The organism is Streptomyces xiamenensis (assembly GCF_000993785.3).
Taxonomy (GTDB): Bacteria; Actinomycetota; Actinomycetes; order Streptomycetales; family Streptomycetaceae; genus Streptomyces; species Streptomyces xiamenensis.
In genome coordinates this window covers 2,701,248-2,718,306 of the sequence record NZ_CP009922.3, presented here as the reverse complement: position 1 = coordinate 2,718,306, position 17,059 = coordinate 2,701,248, and the positions used below count along the sequence as shown (strand labels likewise).

Genomic DNA, 17,059 nt, shown 5'->3' with positions numbered 1-17,059 from the left:
CCGGCCGTGGGCGCGTCAGCGGAACACCCGCAGCGCCCGCAGCCGGTTGACGGCGGCGGCAACCTCGAACCGGCGCGGTACGGCGAGATCCTCGTCGTGCACCGACAGCAGCGCCGCGACACCCTCGGGGCCCGCCAGCTCCGCGTCCAGCAGATCCAGCGCCTCCGCCAGCGTCCGCCGTCCGTCCAGATGGCCCCGGCGCACCAGCAGTTCCATCGCCAGCCCGATCCCCGTCACCTGCGGACCGTCCACCACCTGCTCCACGGACCGCAGGTCCACCTCGTGCTCGCCGAACACCAGCTGGTCCGTACCCCGCGAGCGGATACGGGTACGGCCGCGCGCGGTGGCGTCCAGCGACGCCGGGTCGGGACGGCGGTGCACCACACCGGGGAAGGACTCCGCCTCGGCCCGCCGCCCGGTGGGCACCGCCGCGACCTCCCGGGCCCGCGCCGTGACGTCCGCCGGCCGGTAGGCGTCCATCATGATCACCCGGTCCGCGACATCGAGATAGTCGCCACTGCCGCCCATCACCAGCACCGTGGACACCCCGTGGTCGCGGTGCAGCGAGCGCACCGAGTCCACCAGCGGGGTCAGCGGCTCCCGTTCCTTCGCCACCAGGGCCTGCATCCGGGCGTCCCGGATCATCAGATTGGTCGCGGCGGTGTCCTCGTCGATCAGCAGCACCCGGGCCCCGGCCTCCACCGCCTCGCACAGCGACGCCGCCTGCGAGGTGGACCCCGAGGCGTTGTCCGTGGAGAAGTCGGTGGTGTCCGCGCCGCCGGGCAGATGGTCGACGAACGCGTGCAGATCCACCCGCTCCACCCGCCGCCCGTCCTCGGCGCGCAGCTTCACGGTGTCCGCGCGGGCGGCCACCCGTTCCCGCCCGTCGCCCGGCACGTGGTCCCACACGCCCGACTCCAGCGCCCGCAGCAGCGTCGACTTGCCGTGGAAACCGCCGCCGACGATCAGCGTCACCCCCTCCGGCACGCCCATGCCGCTGACCTCACCGGCGTTCGGCAGCCGCACGGTGACCCGCAACTCCTGGGGCGAACGGAACGGCACCACGCCCGCGCCGCGCGCCGGACGGTCATCGGCCCCGCTGCGGCGCGGCAGCAGCGCGCCGTCCGCCACGAAACCGACCAGGCCCCGCTGCGGCAACTCCGCGCGCAGCGCCGCCGAGTCCTCCACCGTCTCCACGAACTCCCGTACCAGCGCCGCCTCGTGGGCCCGCGCGACCAGCGCCCGGTCGGCGATCCGGGCCGCCCCCGGGCCCAGCAGGCGCCACGCCTGGTGCCCGTCGATCCGGCGCCGCGGCCCCGGCAGCGACACCCCGAACCGCAGCGTCACCGAGCCGTCCGCCCCGACCGTGCAGGAGCCGCGGTCCAGCACCTCCTGCCCGCCGGCGTCCAGCTGGTACGCCCGCTCCCCGCGCACTTCCCGGGCGGCGGACCGCACCAGATACCCGGCCAGCGCCCGCCGCCGCACCGGGGTCGCCCACAACTCCGGTTCGAAACCCGCCGCTTCGCCGTCCAGCCGCAGCGCCACCCGGCCGGGCGGCGCGAACGGATCGGCCTGCGCCCGCACGATGCGCACCGTACGCCCCGGGCCCAGCTCCCAGGTGCCGACCAGCCCCTTGTACCGCCCGTACGGCGCCCCGTCGAGCCGTTCCAGCTCCCGCTCCAGCCCGCCGCGCGGCCCCTGCCGTCCCATGTACGTTCCGATCCCTGTGGGTGCACCGTCCGCCGCATTGTAGGAACAGACAAAACCCCGCACCCCCTCCGCAACCCGACGCCCGCGCCGCCAGCACGCCACGCGTCGGCGTGCACGTGGACGGTGCCGTACGGGAGCGGCGCCGGTGGCTCAGGTCTCGCAGGCGACCCCGTCGCCGTCCCGGTCCAGCCCACTGCGGTATCCCGGTTCACCGCGGTACAGCGGCGCCTGTCCGGCCGCGCGGACGGCGTCGCAGTTCGGGTAGTAGGCGAGGCCACCGGAACCAGCCGGCTCACCGGAGCCACCGGAGACGGCCGTCGGTTCGAGGGCCGCCTCCGGCACCGGCACCGGCACCGGCATGGGCGCGGGCTCCGGCATGGGCACGGGTTCCGGGTCCGGCTCGGGGATCAACCGCGCGCGGTCGAACGCCGGGCACTCCACCCCGGGTTCGGCGACGGACAGGCGCACGGCGACCTCTTCCGGCTCCGTCACCTCCTCACCGGCGCCGGGGCTCTGGAAACAGACCGTCCAGGCGCCGGGATGGCTCGGAAGTGCCACGTCCCGGTACGCGTTGCGCGCCTCGACGCCCGTCAACGCGTGGTCGGCGAGCAGCCCCAGAGCTTCGCCGAAGGTCATCTCGGTGACGGACGGCATCCTCGGGTACACCACGGCGAGGCCATCGGCCGGCGGGCAAGGGCTCTCCCGGCGCACCACGGCGAAGTCGATCTCGCCCCCCGGGGAGATCGTGGTTCCCGGCCCGGGGTTCTGGAAGCAGACCGTCCAGTTGCCGTCCACCACCTGCCGCGCGTCCGCGTCGGTCGCGTCGTGCGACACGGCCGGGTAGCCGTGCGCGGCGGCGGACGCGATGGCGGTCGCGAGGTTCTGGCCGGTGTAGTCGGGGACTTCGAGGAGGTCCGCCCCCTTGTCGTCGCCGATCTCCGCCACCGCCATCTCGGCGTCACCGGCTGCCTTCTCCTCGGGCGGGTCGGAGACCACGAGCGCGACGCACCACAGGGCGGACAGCCCCATCGCCGCCGTCTTCCCCCGCCCCCGCCAACCGCCTCGCCAGGCCAGCCAGATGCCGACCGGGGGAACGACCACCAGCAGCAGAACGATCACCACGGGGTGCCGCCATGTCGTACGGGGTGGCGCGGGGCGGGGGCCGGTCATGGCGTTCGGTGATCTCTTCGTCGCTCGGTGTGCTGGTGGGTCTGGGACGCTACCCGACTTCCGGGTACGGATCGGGGGATGCGCGGATTTCGTTCCGCCGGGCCCGGGGCCGGAGCAGGCTGGCCGCGCACGTGAGGCAGTTAATAGGACAGGAGTCCGGCGGGTGAACGTGCCGAGAGAACAGGGCGGCCGGGATCCGACGGCCTCACACTGCTGAGTGGCACGCGCGGGCGGCAGGACATCCCGGCGCTGCCCGTGCCGCCGGGCACCGCAGACCCGGCCGACGCCGGTGGCCCCGCGCGTCGTGGGGACGGTCGACCGGCAGTACGGGGGGCACTTGTGGTGATGGAACAGGTCGGTGGACGCCCATTGACGACCCCGGAACCGCCGGCCCGGCCCGGCGCGGTCCCCCGCCACGTCGCCTGCGTCATGGACGGGAACGGCCGGTGGGCCGCCCAGCGCTCGTTGCCCCGTACCTCCGGCCACCGGGCCGCCGAGAGCACCGTCATCGACGTCATCACGGCCGCGCGGTCGGCCGGTGTCGAGTGGCTGAGCCTGTACGCCTTCTCCACCGAGAACTGGCGGCGCCCCGCCGGCGAGGTCGACTTCCTCATGCGCCTGGTGCGCCGCGTGGTGCGCAAACACGCCCCGCTGCTGCACGCGCGCGGCATCCGCTGCCGGTTCCTCGGCGTGAGCGACCCGAGGATTCCCGCCCCGCTGGCCCGGGACTTCACCGACCTCATGACGCTGACCCGCTCGAACCGGGGGATGACGCTGACCGTGGCGTTCGACCACGGCGGACGCGGCGACATCGTCGAGGCGGCGCGCTCCCTCATCCGCAGCGGCATAGCGGCCGACGCCGTCGACGAGCGGCACTTTGCGGCCCACCTGCCCTACCCGGACACCCCCGACGTGGACCTCGTCATCCGCACCTCCGGCGAACAGCGCATCTCCAACTTCATGCTCTGGCAGGTGGCGTACGCGGAGTGGATGTTCCCGCCGGTGCTGTGGCCCGACTTCCGCGCCCCGCACTTCGTGGAGTGTCTGCACGCCTACCGGCGACGCGCCCGCCGCTTCGGCGACATCGCCCCGCACGCGAACGGAGAACCCCCACGATGACGGACACCGGCACACCGCCCGGCACCCTGTTCGGCCCCGACACGCAGTTCCACCGGTTCTTCAACGACCCCCGGTGGGCGCTCGCCGTCGTCCGCGCCACGGTCCTGGAGGCCGCCCATCCCCAGGTCGGCGCGGCGCTGATCGACAACTCGCCGTTCGTGATGCATCCGTGGCGACGGCTGCGCAACACCCTGGTGAGCCTGCAGCGCATGTTCGGCGCCGACGAGGCCGTGCGGCAGAAGGAGGCCTCGCGCCTCAACCGGCTGCACTCCCGGCTGAGCGGCACCGACGCGCAGGAACGGCCGTACGACGCGATGGACCCCGAGGTGCGGGCCTGGGTGGTCGCGACGCTCTTCGAAAGCTCCGTCACCATGTGCCGACTCAGCGGACAGGCGCTCGACCAGGCCGAGATGGAGCAGCTCTACGCCGAATTCCGCGCCTTCATGGCGGCCCTCGGCGTGGACGCGGACCGGCTGCCCTCCACCCTCCCGGAGTTCTGGCGGTACTACGACCGGGTGGTCGAGGAGGAGTTGGAGAACACCGAGGCGCTGCGGATCATCCTGTACCGGCTCTTCGACCACCTTCCGGCACCGCCGCTGCTGGCCGGACTGCCCACCCTCTGGGCGGCCGGCCGCGCGGTCGCCGGGCCCGCTCTGGGCACCATCACGGTCGCGTCCCTCCCCGAACCGTTCCGCCGCCGGGCCGGCCTGCCGGAGATCCCCGGCGCCCAGACCCTCATGCAGGGTGCCTACCTGGCCACCGGCCTGGCCCGCTTCCTGCCCGACGGCTGGGTCCGCACCGACGCCCTCATGGACCTGGCCTATCTCTCCCCGGGCAGCGACTCCCCACACGCCGCGACGCTCACCGCACTGCGCGAACGGATGCAGCAGGCGGGCGCGTTGCTGCGGCTGGTCACTCCGTTCGCCGACCGGGGCGAGCCGTCCGGGGGCGGCGGTGCTTCCCGGAGCGCCGAGGAGTTCTTCACCCAGGTACTCGACCAGACCGGCGACGGCTTCCTGGAATGGCCCGACCTCGCCGCCATGGCCCGCGAGTTGTCGACCCGCCTCGACCTGGAGGAACCGGAGGAGACCCGGCTCTACCAGGCGTTCGCCGACTGGTGGCGCGAACTCCAGACGGCGCTGGACACCGACGGCGACGGCCGCATCAGCAAGGCCGAATACACCACGGCCGCCCCCACCCACGCCGGTCCCGCGCTGATCCGGGTGGCCGAAGTCCTCTTCGACGTCACCGACACGGACGGCAACGGCGTCATCGACGAGGCCGAGTACCGCGCCCTGTTCCGCACCGGATTCCACCGCACCCCGGAGGCCGGGTCACACGAGGCCTACTCGCGCGGCGCGTTCGTCCGCGACTTCCTCGCCTTCATGACCGGCCGCCACCGCTCCACCCCCTACGACCCCCTGCTGGCGGACGCGTAGGCGCGCGCTGGTACCTAGTGGCGGCCGTGCCCGGTGTGCGCGATGTCGACGAGGAGTTGCTTCTCCCTGACGGTGACCCGATAGGACAGCGGCTCATCGGCGGGGAGGGCGCCCCCCACCCCGACGCCGAGTTCACCCTCGAAATGGCCGAGATCCCGCACCTCGGGCACCGCAGCCGTGCCCTCCGTGACGGGGAAGGAATTCTTGTCCGTCACGGTCACGAGTACGACCTTCAGATGCTGATCCCCGGGCATCTCGACCTCCGTCCCGAGGCCGCCGTGCGACACGGGACCCATGGGGTGCGTTATGCAGCCGAGTACGCCGCCACGGAACTCCAGCAGCATCCGACGTGCGGTGCGGGTCACGCGGGCCGATTCCCTGAACGGCGTTGTTCCGACGGTAAAGCGCAACCGGGACCGCCACCACTGCCGTCGGCCTACTTGCCCTGCTCCGGTCCGTACCACTGGAGGGCCTGACCGGTCACTGAGGCGATGCACTCGAAGTCGTGATCGCGATGGAGCAGAGTGAGGCCCTGTAACTCGGCCGTCGCCGCGTCGACGTGGTCGACCGCTCCCGCGCTTCGGTGTTTGCCTTGTTCGGTGAGGGCTTCCTGAACGTGCCAGGCGCGATCGTAGGCACGGTCGTCCACGGGAACCCAGCCGACGATCAGCCGTATGTCCGTCGATACCGCGTGCTCGGTCGGCGGCCGACCGGGGGCTGTAGAGAAACTCAAGCTCGGTGACGGGGCATGTCGCGATGAGTCCGGCCGCGGCGGCCTGGTCCCAGCCGTACTGCTCCACATCCCCGCGCATGAACCGCGCGAGCACGCTCGTGTCGATCAGGAACTGGGCCGCATTCACCGGCGGTAGTTCTCCTTGTTCTCAAAAAGTTCCAGATCGAATGCACCGTCTCCGGCCGCAGCCCGCAGCCGGGCGAGGGCGAGAGCGCGACGCCGGCTCTCCAGCACCTCGCGAAGAGCGGTGTTGACGGTCTCCTTCCTGGTACTCGTCCCGAGGGCTTTCGCTACGTCCGCGACCAGGACGATGACTGTCCGACTCATACGTATCTCCTGATATCAAAGGTGGAGGAAAGTATCGCGATGGGGTCTGACGCGGATGGCGCAGCCACACCCCCTGCTCGGCGACGTGGCCGCCGCGGTCGTCAAGCGCGGCCAGGTGAGGCGGATCGCGTTGCTGCCGGCGAACCGGTCGGGACCTTCGTGCGCAGCCCGGTGGAGGCTGGGCGGAGGATACGAGATTCGAACTCGTGAGGGTGTGAACTCAACACGCATTCCGAATGTTCGCCGGAAGGTTCCGCGGTGTGCGGGCACGTCCTGACCTGCGGTGCGGGTGATGCGAGCCGGACCCACGAGCCGCGCCGCACGACGGTGAACGCAACCAGCACTGCCACCAGAGTTCCATCGTTGTCGGCACTCCGCGTGCTCATGTGGGTTCTTCCGGGCCCGATGAATCCCTGCCCTGATGGACCCTGAAAGCGCCATTGTGGTACCAAAATCTCGTACCAGTTCGATACCACTTTCGGCTACCGTCAAGAAAGGGAGGTGGGCATGAGTATCAGTGCCAGTGAAGCCAGAAAAAGCCTGTTCCCGCTCATCGAACGTGTGAACACCGACCACGACCCGGTGCGGATCACGTCCAAGGCCGGGGACGCCGTCCTGATGTCCGCCGATGACTACGACTCCTGGCAGGAGACCATCTACCTTCTGCGTTCCCCCGCCAATGCCCAGCGGCTCATGGAGGCGGTAGCCCGGGACAAAGCGGGCGAGGCCGAAGTCGCCAGGACGCTCGACGAGCTCCGGGACATGGCTGGGGGTGAGGAGTGAGGAACGTCAACTTCGACCCGGCCGCCTGGGACGACTTTCTGTTCTGGCTCGCGTCGGACAGGAAGACGGCCCGGCGGATCACTCGTCTCATCGCCGAGATCCAACGCACCCCCTTCGAGGGCATCGGCAAACCGGAGCCGCTGAAGGGTGACCTCACGGGTTACTGGTCGCGGCGGATCAATGACGAACACCGGCTCGTCTACCGCACCGATGACAAGGAAATGAAGATCATCAAGGCCCGCTACCGCTACTGACAGCCGGGCGGGCTCAGGTGTGGCGACAACAGCCGCCTCATTCGTTCACGTTGATCCCTCCGGGCACGTTCCGCGGCCCGCGTCACGCACGGCGAACGGCCTCCCCGCGCATGGCTCCCGTCCCAGGCCGCCTTGCCCTGCTGGACTGAACGACCATGAACGGGGCGGAACGGGGCGGAAGCTGAGACGGAGAACGACGAAGGTCCCGGCCGGCGAACCGGTCGGGACCTTCGTGTACAGCCCGGTGAAGGCTGGGCGGAGGATACGAGATTCGAACTCGTGAGGGTGTGAACCCAACACGCTTTCCAAGCGTGCGCCCTAGGCCACTAGGCGAATCCTCCGCCGGAAACAATACAAGACGCGGAGGGGTGGTCGCGACCAGCTGGGGGTGGGGGCGGGGACGGGTTCCGATCGGGTAGGCTGGCGTCAGCCCCTCACGTGGCGCTATCTCGCTGAACTCCCCCAGGGCCGGAAGGCAGCAAGGGTAGGCGGGCTCTGGTGGGTGCGTGGGGGGCCCTTGTCAGTGGTGGCCGTTATCGTCGGGGTTGTGTCGTCTCTCGCGCTGTACCGCCGCTATCGTCCCGAGACCTTCGCCGAGGTCATCGGGCAGGAGCATGTGACCGACCCCCTGCAGCAGGCGCTGCGGAACAACAGGGTCAACCACGCCTACCTCTTCAGCGGCCCGCGCGGCTGCGGCAAGACGACCAGTGCGCGCATTCTCGCCCGCTGCCTCAACTGTGAACAGGGTCCCACGCCCACCCCGTGCGGGGAGTGCCAGTCCTGTCGTGATCTGGCGCGCAACGGCCCCGGGTCCATCGATGTGATCGAGATCGACGCCGCCTCGCACGGTGGTGTGGACGACGCGCGGGAGCTGCGGGAGAAGGCGTTCTTCGGGCCGGCGTCCAGCCGCTACAAGATCTACATCGTCGACGAGGCGCACATGGTCACCCCGGCGGGCTTCAACGCCCTGCTGAAGGTGGTCGAAGAGCCGCCCGAGCATCTGAAGTTCATCTTCGCGACCACCGAGCCCGAGAAGGTCATCGGCACCATCCGGTCGCGCACGCATCACTATCCGTTCCGGCTCGTGCCGCCCGGCACACTGCGCGAGTACCTGGGCCAGGTCTGCGAGCAGGAGGCCATCCCCGTCGAGGGCACGGTGCTGCCGCTGGTGGTCCGGGCCGGGGCCGGGTCCGTACGGGACTCCATGTCCGTCATGGACCAGCTGCTCGCCGGTGCGGGGGAGGGCGGTGTGACGTACGACATGGCCACCGCGCTGCTCGGCTACACGGACGGGGCGCTGCTGGACTCCGTGGTGGAGGCGTTCTCCCGGGGGGACGGGGCCGCCGCGTTCGACGTGGTGGACCGGGTCATCGAGGGCGGGCACGATCCGCGGCGGTTCGTCGCGGATCTGCTGGAGCGGTTGCGGGACCTGCTGATCCTGGCCGCGGTGCCCGACGCCGCCGACAAGGGGCTGATCGACGCCCCGGCGGATGTGCTGGAGCGGTTGCTGGGTCAGGCGCGTGAGCTGGGCGCCGCCGAACTGAGCCGCGCCGCCGATCTCGTCAACACCGGATTGACGGAGATGCGGGGCGCCACCTCGCCCCGGTTGCAGCTGGAGCTGATCTGCGCCCGGGTGCTGCTGCCCGCCGCGTACGGGAACGACGAGCGGGCGCTGCAGTCCCGGGTGGAGCGCCTGGAGAGGCTCGGGCCGCCCGCCGGGGCCGCCGCCGCACAGGCTCCGCCGGTCGCCGCGCCCGCACCGCAGGCCGCTCCTGCCCCGCCCGCTCCCGCGCCGCAGGCCGCCGCCCCGCAGGCACCGGCCGCTCCGGCGCCCCAGGCACCGCCTCCCGCGTCTCCCGCTCCCTCGGGGCCCCGGCCCGGGGCCTGGCCCACCGCCGCTCCCGCCGCGCCCCCGACGCCCCCCGCCGCGCCCGCGCAGGGGGACGGCCCGCGTCCCGGAGCCTGGCCCACCAGCGCGCCCGCCGCACCCGCCGCTCCGGCTCCCACGCCTGCCCCGGCACCCGCCCCCGCTCCCGCAGCGCCCGTTCCGGCCGCCGCTCCCGCCCCCGGCGCAGGCGCGGATCTGGGCCGGGTGCAGAGCATGTGGGGGGACATCCTCGACGCGGTGAAGGGGCGGCGGCGGTTCAGCTGGATTCTGCTGAGCCAGAACGCCCACGTCGCCGGGTTCGACGGCACCACCCTCCAGCTCGGCTTCGCCACCGTCGGCGCCCGGGACAGCTTCCTCGGCAGCGGCAGCGAGGAGGTGCTGCGCCAGACCCTCAGCGAGGTCTTCCACGTGCAGTGGAAGGTCGACACCGTCATCGACGGCGGCATCGGCGGTACGCCGGCCCCCGCCGTGACCCGCCCCCTCCCGCCGGGTCCGGCCCCGCAGGCCCCGCCGCCCCCGCCCGCCGCATCCGCTCCCGCCCCGGTCTCCGCGCCCCCGCCCGTACCCCCCACCCCCGAGCCGTCTCCCGCCGCCGTGCCGCCCCCGCCTCCGCCGCCCGCGCCCGAGGAGGACCTGCCGGAGCCCGGCGACCGTGATCCGGGCAGCTCCTCGCTCTCCGGCCACGAACTGATCATGCGCGAGCTGGGCGCGACGGTCATCGAGGAGTTCCACCACGAATGAGACCCCGGCGGCGTGAGCCCGTAGGCTCGGACAGGACAGCGAAGAGAGAAACGTTGCCGACGAGCCAGGAGTGATCGCCCGTGTTTCCCGGTGGTGGTGGGGCCGACATGCAGCAGCTGCTGCAGCAGGCCCAGAAGATGCAGCAGGACCTCGCGGCGGCCCAGGAGGAGCTGGCCGGCACTCCGGTGCAGGGCAGCGCGGGCGGCGGCCTGGTGAAGGCGACGGTCACCGGTGCCGGTGAGCTGAAGAGCCTGGAGATCGACCCGAAGGCCGTGGACCCCGAGGACACCGAGACCCTCGCCGATCTCGTGGTCGCCGCCATCCGCGACGCCAACAACGCGGCGCAGGCGCTGGCCCAGGCCAAGCTCGGCCCGCTCGCCCAGAGCCTCGGCGGCGGTGGCGGAATCCCCGGACTGCCGTTCTAGGCCCCCCAGTACCTCGGTTTCTCTAGCCCTGCGGCCCACCGGCAACTAGCCTCATCCGCAGGAACCAGCGGAAGGCATAAGGCATCTCGTGTACGAAGGCGTGGTCCAGGACCTGATCGACGAGCTGGGCAGGCTGCCCGGTGTCGGTCCCAAGAGCGCCCAGCGGATCGCCTTTCACATCCTTCAGGCCGAGCCCACCGACGTACGGCGGCTCGCGCACGCGCTGACCGAGGTGAAGGAGAAGGTCCGCTTCTGTGCCCTGTGCGGCAATGTCGCGCAGCAGGAGCACTGCCGGGTCTGCCAGGATCCGCGCCGCGACCGCGCCGTCATCTGCGTGGTGGAGGAGGCCAAGGACGTGGTGGCCATCGAGCGCACCCGCGAGTTCCGGGGCCGCTACCACGTCCTGGGCGGCGCCATCAGTCCCATCGAGGGCGTGGGCCCCGACGATCTGCGGATCAGGGAACTGCTCGCCCGCCTCGCCGATGGCACGGTCACGGAGCTGATCCTGGCCACCGACCCCAATCTGGAGGGCGAGGCGACCGCCACCTATCTGGCCCGGATGGTCAGCACGCTGGGGCTCAGAGTCACCCGGCTGGCCAGTGGGCTGCCGGTGGGGGGAGACTTGGAGTACGCCGACGAGGTCACTTTGGGACGAGCCTTCGAGGGAAGGCGGTTGCTCGATGTGTAACGCCAGGGGAGCTGTCGCTGGGGAGGCGATCGCATGACGTCCACCGTCCACGCCCAAGCCAACACCCTCAGTAGCGGGGCCGGTGATAACGGCGGGGCCGGGGGCCCGGACGGGCCCGATGCCTTCGCCGTACAGATCGCCGACCAGATCGAGAGCTTCACGGTCGCGGTGGCGGAGGTCGCGAAGGGCGACGATCCGGACGCCGCCGTACCGTACCTGCTGCTCCAGATCTCGCAACTGCTGCTCGCCGGCGGCCGTCTCGGCGCGCACGAGGACATCGTTCCGGAGGAGCGGTACGAGCCGGACACCGGCCCCGAGCCCGACATGGACGAGCTGCGGGAACGCCTCGCCCTGCTCCTCGCGCCGGTCGACGTCTACTCGGAGGTCTTCGACCCGTACGTGCCCCGCAGCACGCCGGTGCCGAGCCGGATCTCCGACGATCTCGCCGACGTCATGACCGACCTGCGGCACGGCATGGCCCACTACCGGGCCGGCCGGGTCAGCGAGGCGCTGTGGTGGTGGCAGTTCTCCTACCTGTCCAACTGGGGCCCGACGGCGAGCGCCGCCCTGCGCGCGCTCCAGTCCCTGGTGGCGCACGTACGGCTGGACACGCCGCTGGCCGAGCTGGACGGTCTGGACACCGACAGCGAGGCGGCCGAGACGGCGGAGGGCGACCTGGAGCGTCAGGCGGGCCGGGTGATGGCCGCCGAGATCGCCGCCCCGCTGGGGCTGCGCCCGCAACCGCGCGCCTGACCGGGGCGCGGCTCGGGGCTGTCCACCCCACCGCCGGCCGCGTACGGCTCGGCCGCGTCGGTGCGCCTCGCACCGCGGTGACGCGGGCGCCGTGCCGGCCCGCCCCGTGACGCGGGCGCTCAGAGCGGCCGGAGGGTGAACAGGTTGTCGGACGGGTCGACCACGGCGTGGAAGCGCGCACCGGTCCGGAAGTGGGGTGCGTGGTCGGCACGGTAGGAGGCCACGAACTCCGGCACATCCGTACCGCTGATCCGCAGTTCCAGCACCGCGATGTTGGGCACGCCTTCGGAGTCCTCGTTCACCTCCACGCCGAGGACCTCCGCGACAGCCGGCCGCCCCGATCGCAGCAGCCGCTCGGTGTCCAGCTTCTGCTCGGCGGCCGAGGACCAGATCGCCAGGCCCAACAGCAGCAGCAACACGGACACTCCGATGGTGATGACCGCGTGCCACCACCCCAGGCCGAGTTGGCCGGTGATCTGCAGCCCGGTCAGGACCAGCGCGCTGAGCCAGCACTGCACGGCGGCGGCGCGGTGCCCGAAGCGCGAACCGCGGTTGCCGATGGATGCCTGCCTGGCGGTGGTCATCTCATCATCGTATGGCCGGAGTTGTCGCCGGGCAGCCGGCTGTTCCGTGATTTTCCCCGCCCGCGCGAGGCGGGGCGCGGCGCACCCGCCCCGCCGCCCACCCGTCGTCAGGCCGTGCGGCCCTTCTCCTCCCGGTCCGCCACCGAACCCCCCGGTTTCAGCTCGTCGGGGTAGCTGAGGACCACCCCGGCGTGGATCAGCGCGTAGGCCCCGAGGCCGAGCGTGAACCTGACGTACCGCATGTCGCCCGACCAGCCGTTCGGCGCCCCGAAGAAGAGCCAGAACGCCAGCCCGACCCCCAGAAATACCCCTGCCAGACCGATCATTTTCCGCAACGCATCATGCATGGGGAAAGCTTTTCATGCGAGAACCCGCTCGTAACACACCGAGATCCGCGAGCCGATGTACGCGCCGAACTGCGGAATCTCCCGGTAGCCCTCGCGCCGGTAGAAGCGTTCGGCGTCCGGCTGCAGGGTCCCGGTCTCCAGCCGCAGGGTCGCCCAGCCGCGCTCCAGCGCCGCCGCCTCCAGCGCACGCAGGACGGCCGTGGCCACCCCCGTGCCCCGCGCCCCGGGAGCGACGTACATCCGCTTGACCTCCGCGCTGCCCGCGTCCAGCCGCCGCAGCGCCCCGCAGGCCAGCGTCGCCCCCGTCGCCCGGTCCCGGGCGACCAGGAAGACATCGATGTCGGCGGCGGAGGGCGCGGCCCCCGGTTCGTGGTCGTCGCACCCGTACCGGGCGTTGAGCTCCGCCCGTTGCCCGGCGCGCAGGGCGGCCCCCTCGGGGTCCTCCCAGGCCATGTCCTCGATCGTCCAGTTCATCGCCGTTCCCTCCGCCTTCGTAACAGCTGTTACGGTAACAAGTGTTACGCCAGCCTTCCCAGACCCCGGGGGCGAGACCCATGTCACGACCGGCCGACGGCGACGCCGACGCACGCCTCTCCCGCGCCGTCTACGACGTCCTCGCCCACCAGGGCCTGGAACGCCTCACCATCCGCGCCGTCGCCACCGCCGCGGGCTGCACCACCGGGCTCGTCATGCACCGCTTCCCCCACCGCCGCGCCCTGCTCCTGCACGCCCGCCGCCTCATGCACGAACGCACCCGCTCCCGCGCCGAGGCCGCCGAGGCCGCCGCCCCCACGCCGCGCGCCGCGCTGCGCGACGTACTGCGGCACGGACTCTCCCTGGACGCTCCGGGCCGGCGGGAGAGCGTCGTGTGGACCGGCTTCCTGGCGGCGGCCGTCGGCGACGACGAACTGACCGCGCTGCACCGCACCCACAACCGCGCCTGGCGGCAGCGCGTCACCCGCCTGGTCACCGCCGCCGCCCCCGACTGGCCGCCGGAGCGGGTCAGCACCGTCATGTACGCGCTCATCTCGACGGTCGAGGGCGCCGCCGCCCTCGCCGCCGGAGACCCGGACACGTTCACCCCGGCCGTCCAGAGCGAGCTGCTGGACGCGACCCTCGCGGCCCACGGACTGCACTGAACCGGCCCCGCCCGTATACCGTCCGCGGGCTCCCCGTGGAGCCGCCGCCCCGCCGGGATTCACGGTCCCGGCGGTGGGGGAGCATCCAGCAATGGAACCGCTCACCGTGGGTGTTGAGGAAGAGTTCTTATTGGCCGACCCGTCGACCGGGGAGGCGATGCCGGTGGCCGAAGAGGTCATCGCGGCCGATGCCGCCGCAGGACCGGCCGAGCGGCTGAAGCCGGAGACCTCCCAGTCCGTCATCGAGACGGCCACCGAGCCGCACAGCGATCTGCGGCTGCTCGCCGAGGACCTCCGCTCCCTGCGCTCCGCCGCCGCGGCGGCGGCCGAGACCGTGGGGTGCGCCGTGGTGCCGGCCGCCACCGAACTGCTCCCGGCCGCGCCCTCGCCACCGACCGGGGGGACGCGGTACCGCCGGATCTACGAGAAGTACGGCGCACTGCGCTTCGGGCACATGACCTGCGGCATGCACATCCACATCGGCATGCCCGACCGGGAGCACGCGGTCCGCGTGAGCAACCATCTGCGGCCCTGGTTACCGGGCCTCCAGGCGCTCGCCGGGAACTCGCCCTTCTCCCTGGGGCAGGACACCGGCTACTCCAGCTTCCGCTCCGTGTGGTGGGGTTACATGCCGGTCGCCGGTCCGGCCCCGCTGTTCGCCGACGCGCCCGCGTACGACGCGCTGCTGGACGGGCTGGTCGCCTCCGGGGTGATTCTCGACCGGAAGATGGCGTACTGGTTCGCCCGCCCGTCCGAGTTCGTGCCCACCATCGAGATGCGGGTCGCCGATGTGTGCCCCACCGGCGACACCGCCGTGCTGCTCGCCGCCCTGACCCGGGGGCTGGTCGCCACCTGCCTGGAGGAGTCGGAGGCGGGCGCCGCGCCGCCCCCCGTATCGGATCAACTGCTGGCCGCCGCGCACTGGCAGGCGGCGCGGTACGGGATGGAGGGGGACGCCCTGGACGTGTTCACCGGGCACCCGGTACCGGCCTGGTCCTGGACGGAGAAGCTGCTCAAACACGTCACGCCCGCGCTCGCGGACGCGGGGGATCTCGCCCTGGTCACCGGGTTGCTGGCGGAGCTGCGGGAGAACGGGTCCTGGGCGGCCCGGCAGCGCAGAATCGTTTCCTCTGGCGGCTCGCTGGCCGATGTGGCGGCCTACCTGCACTCCCACCTGCTGAAGTGACGGCGAGGCGGCCCGCCCGGCGCGCACCGCTCACACGCCCCCCACCGGACGGCGACCGTCCGTGTGAGCTGCGTTACGTTTCGGACGTATTTCGTGTGCGATTTCCCTTGGCGGGCAGGGCTTCCCGCTGGATGAGCCCGGTGTCTCAGGATGTGGCACCGGATGGGCGGAAATCGCCTGCTCGGTAGACTTCAGCAGACCGTGGTCCCCGCTCGGATCACGGCGTGAGAGATACGAGGAGCGAGCACACGTGGGCCTTGTCGTGCAGAAGTACGGCGGCTCCTCCGTTGCCGATGCCCAGGGCATCAAGCGCGTCGCCAAGCGAGTCGTCGAAGCCAAGAAGAACGGCCACCAGGTGGTCGTCGTGGTCTCGGCGATGGGTGACACGACGGATGAGCTGATCGATCTCGCGGGTGAGGTGTCCCCCGTCCCCTCCGGACGTGAGATGGACATGCTGCTGACCGCCGGCGAGCGCATCTCCATGGCGTTGCTGGCCATGGCGATCAAAGCGCTCGGGCACGAGGCGCAGTCCTTCACCGGCAGCCAGGCCGGTGTCATCACCGACTCCGTTCACAACAAGGCCCGCATCATCGATGTGACTCCGGGCCGCATCCGTTCCTCCGTCGACGACGGCAACATCGCCATCGTCGCCGGTTTCCAGGGCGTCTCCCAGGACAAGAAGGACATCACCACGCTCGGGCGCGGCGGCTCCGACACCACGGCGGTCGCGCTCGCCGCGGCGCTCGACGCCGAGGTGTGCGAGATCTACACGGACGTGGACGGCGTGTTCACCGCCGATCCGCGCGTCGTGTCCAAGGCCCGCAAGATCGAATGGATCTCCTTCGAGGACATGCTGGAGCTGGCCAGCTCCGGTTCGAAGGTGCTGCTGCACCGCTGTGTGGAGTACGCGCGCCGCTACAACATCCCGATTCACGTACGGTCGTCCTTCTCGGGTCTCAAGGGCACCTGGGTCAGCAGCGAGCCGCCGCAGGAGCATCCCGCGCACAGGGAAGGACAAGGGGAGCAGTCGATGGAACAGGCGATCATCTCTGGGGTCGCGCACGACACGTCCGAGGCCAAGGTCACGGTCGTCGGTGTGCCCGACAAGCCGGGCGAGGCGGCGAAGATCTTCCGCGCGCTCGCCGACGCGGAACTGAACCTCGACATGGTGGTGCAGAACGTGTCCGCGGCCTCCACCGGGCTGACCGACATCTCGTTCACCCTGCCCAAGGACGAGGGCCGTTCGGCCATCACGGCACTGGAGAAGCGGCGTCCCGACATCGGGTTCGACGCGCTGCGCTACGACGACCAGATCGCGAAGATCTCGCTCGTCGGGGCCGGCATGAAGACCAACCCGGGTGTCACGGCGCACTTCTTCGAGGCACTGTCGAACGCCGGCGTGAACATCGAGCTGATCTCGACCTCCGAGATCCGCATCTCGGTCGTCACCCGCGAGGACGATGTGAACCCGGCGGTCCGCGCCGTCCACACGGCGTTCGGGCTCGACAGCGAGTCGGACGAGGCCGTGGTGTACGGGGGCACCGGCCGCTGACGTACGACAACCCGGGTCATGCATGACTATTTGAACGAGATTGGCGGAATGTGAAGCTCCCGTGACCAATTCGTAGGTCCGGATCGCTTGATCCGGACCAATCCCCCGGGGGACGATTTCAACTCCCCGCACCCGCTGATGGAACCTGGCGCGGTGCGGGGAGCGTCTTTCGTACCCTCGCGCGAGGGCCGTCGTGGCGCTGCACGACACGGGCATTTCAG

The 17,059-nt window shown here is 71.4% G+C and carries 18 protein-coding genes, 1 tRNA gene, 1 other RNA gene and 1 pseudogene; 12 read left to right on the top strand and 9 right to left on the bottom strand.

The annotated features are described in order from the left end of the window. Positions 1 to 15: 15 nt before the first annotated feature. Together SXIM_RS12440 and SXIM_RS12435 are read right to left on the bottom strand one after the other, a co-directional pair. A complete protein-coding gene (locus tag SXIM_RS12440) occupies positions 16 to 1,710 on the bottom strand; it encodes an ABC-ATPase domain-containing protein (RefSeq protein ID WP_046723990.1) in 1,695 nt (564 codons plus the stop codon). 150 nt (positions 1,711 to 1,860) lie between these two features. Next, entirely contained in the window at positions 1,861 to 2,832 is a 972-nt protein-coding gene (locus SXIM_RS12435; protein ID WP_053116180.1) for an excalibur calcium-binding domain-containing protein, read from the bottom strand. Between the two features lie 477 nt (positions 2,833 to 3,309). On the opposite strand from SXIM_RS12435, the gene uppS reads away from it, so the two are divergent. Both uppS and SXIM_RS12425 read left to right on the top strand, forming a co-directional pair. Beyond that, positions 3,310 to 3,999: a polyprenyl diphosphate synthase gene (uppS, locus tag SXIM_RS12430; RefSeq protein WP_030732166.1), complete on the top strand. Its 690-nt coding sequence runs from the start codon at positions 3,310 to 3,312 to the stop codon at positions 3,997 to 3,999. Continuing rightward, positions 3,996 to 5,438: an oxygenase MpaB family protein gene (locus SXIM_RS12425; RefSeq protein ID WP_046723989.1), complete on the top strand. Its 1,443-nt coding sequence runs from the start codon at positions 3,996 to 3,998 to the stop codon at positions 5,436 to 5,438. Before uppS ends, SXIM_RS12425 begins: the two co-directional genes overlap by 4 nt. 14 nt (positions 5,439 to 5,452) lie before the next feature. On the opposite strand, the gene SXIM_RS12420 is transcribed toward SXIM_RS12425, so the two are convergent. The 3 genes and pseudogenes from SXIM_RS12420 to SXIM_RS12410 form a co-directional block, all read right to left on the bottom strand. Then, positions 5,453 to 5,782: an AMIN-like domain-containing (lipo)protein gene (locus tag SXIM_RS12420; protein WP_046723988.1), complete on the bottom strand. Its 330-nt coding sequence runs from the start codon at positions 5,780 to 5,782 to the stop codon at positions 5,453 to 5,455. Positions 5,783 to 5,874: 92 nt separating this feature from the next. Next, positions 5,875 to 6,298, bottom strand: a pseudogene (locus SXIM_RS12415) (PIN domain-containing protein). Beyond that, positions 6,295 to 6,498 carry a type II toxin-antitoxin system VapB family antitoxin gene (locus SXIM_RS12410; RefSeq protein ID WP_046723987.1) on the bottom strand — a complete coding sequence of 68 codons (204 nt, stop codon included), beginning with the start codon at positions 6,496 to 6,498 and terminating at the stop codon, positions 6,295 to 6,297. The pseudogene SXIM_RS12415 and the gene SXIM_RS12410 overlap by 4 nt, the downstream one beginning before the upstream one ends. Positions 6,499 to 7,005: 507 nt before the next feature. Between SXIM_RS12410 and SXIM_RS12405 the strand changes: the two genes are divergently transcribed. Both SXIM_RS12405 and SXIM_RS12400 read left to right on the top strand, forming a co-directional pair. Beyond that, a complete protein-coding gene (locus tag SXIM_RS12405; protein WP_046723986.1) occupies positions 7,006 to 7,281 on the top strand; it encodes a type II toxin-antitoxin system Phd/YefM family antitoxin in 276 nt (91 codons plus the stop codon). Next, on the top strand, positions 7,278 to 7,535 hold the full coding sequence (locus tag SXIM_RS12400; RefSeq protein WP_046723985.1) for a Txe/YoeB family addiction module toxin: 258 nt from the start codon (positions 7,278 to 7,280) through the stop codon (positions 7,533 to 7,535). Before SXIM_RS12405 ends, SXIM_RS12400 begins: the two co-directional genes overlap by 4 nt. A 256-nt stretch (positions 7,536 to 7,791) precedes the next feature. On the opposite strand, the gene SXIM_RS12395 is transcribed toward SXIM_RS12400, so the two are convergent. Beyond that, positions 7,792 to 7,876 (bottom strand) — tRNA-Ser (locus SXIM_RS12395). Positions 7,877 to 7,961: 85 nt separating this feature from the next. On the opposite strand from SXIM_RS12395, the gene ffs reads away from it, so the two are divergent. The 5 genes from ffs (at position 7,962) to SXIM_RS12370 (ending at position 12,030) form a co-directional block, all read left to right on the top strand. Continuing rightward, positions 7,962 to 8,056: signal recognition particle sRNA small type (ffs, locus tag SXIM_RS12390), an RNA gene on the top strand. Between the two features lie 26 nt (positions 8,057 to 8,082). After that, positions 8,083 to 10,164: a DNA polymerase III subunit gamma and tau gene (locus SXIM_RS12385; RefSeq protein WP_046723983.1), complete on the top strand. Its 2,082-nt coding sequence runs from the start codon at positions 8,083 to 8,085 to the stop codon at positions 10,162 to 10,164. 80 nt (positions 10,165 to 10,244) lie between these two features. Continuing rightward, complete coding sequence (locus tag SXIM_RS12380) at positions 10,245 to 10,589, top strand: YbaB/EbfC family nucleoid-associated protein (protein ID WP_078635678.1); 345 nt, start codon at positions 10,245 to 10,247, stop codon at positions 10,587 to 10,589. A gap of 88 nt (positions 10,590 to 10,677) precedes the next feature. Further along, the gene (gene recR, locus SXIM_RS12375) at positions 10,678 to 11,277 is read left to right on the top strand and encodes a recombination mediator RecR (protein ID WP_030735527.1); all 600 of its coding nucleotides are present in this window, start codon (positions 10,678 to 10,680) and stop codon (positions 11,275 to 11,277) included. A gap of 33 nt (positions 11,278 to 11,310) precedes the next feature. Further along, entirely contained in the window at positions 11,311 to 12,030 is a 720-nt protein-coding gene (locus SXIM_RS12370) for a DUF5063 domain-containing protein (RefSeq protein WP_030735523.1), read from the top strand. 119 nt (positions 12,031 to 12,149) lie between these two features. On the opposite strand, the gene SXIM_RS12365 is transcribed toward SXIM_RS12370, so the two are convergent. The 3 genes from SXIM_RS12365 to SXIM_RS12355 form a co-directional block, all read right to left on the bottom strand. Continuing rightward, positions 12,150 to 12,614: a hypothetical protein gene (locus SXIM_RS12365; protein WP_046723981.1), complete on the bottom strand. Its 465-nt coding sequence runs from the start codon at positions 12,612 to 12,614 to the stop codon at positions 12,150 to 12,152. A 107-nt stretch (positions 12,615 to 12,721) separates the two neighbouring features. After that, the gene (locus tag SXIM_RS12360) at positions 12,722 to 12,940 is read right to left on the bottom strand and encodes a hypothetical protein (protein WP_053116179.1); all 219 of its coding nucleotides are present in this window, start codon (positions 12,938 to 12,940) and stop codon (positions 12,722 to 12,724) included. A gap of 33 nt (positions 12,941 to 12,973) precedes the next feature. Then, the gene (locus SXIM_RS12355; protein WP_046723979.1) at positions 12,974 to 13,435 is read right to left on the bottom strand and encodes a GNAT family N-acetyltransferase; all 462 of its coding nucleotides are present in this window, start codon (positions 13,433 to 13,435) and stop codon (positions 12,974 to 12,976) included. Between the two features lie 80 nt (positions 13,436 to 13,515). On the opposite strand from SXIM_RS12355, the gene SXIM_RS12350 reads away from it, so the two are divergent. The 3 genes from SXIM_RS12350 (at position 13,516) to SXIM_RS12340 (ending at position 16,838) form a co-directional block, all read left to right on the top strand. After that, on the top strand, positions 13,516 to 14,100 hold the full coding sequence (locus SXIM_RS12350; protein WP_046723976.1) for a TetR family transcriptional regulator C-terminal domain-containing protein: 585 nt from the start codon (positions 13,516 to 13,518) through the stop codon (positions 14,098 to 14,100). Between the two features lie 106 nt (positions 14,101 to 14,206). Beyond that, positions 14,207 to 15,286, top strand: a complete 1,080-nt coding sequence (locus tag SXIM_RS12345) for a carboxylate-amine ligase (protein ID WP_158708056.1) — start codon at positions 14,207 to 14,209, stop codon at positions 15,284 to 15,286. 250 nt (positions 15,287 to 15,536) lie between these two features. Next, the gene (locus tag SXIM_RS12340) at positions 15,537 to 16,838 is read left to right on the top strand and encodes an aspartate kinase (protein ID WP_030735506.1); all 1,302 of its coding nucleotides are present in this window, start codon (positions 15,537 to 15,539) and stop codon (positions 16,836 to 16,838) included. Positions 16,839 to 17,059 lie beyond the last annotated feature (221 nt).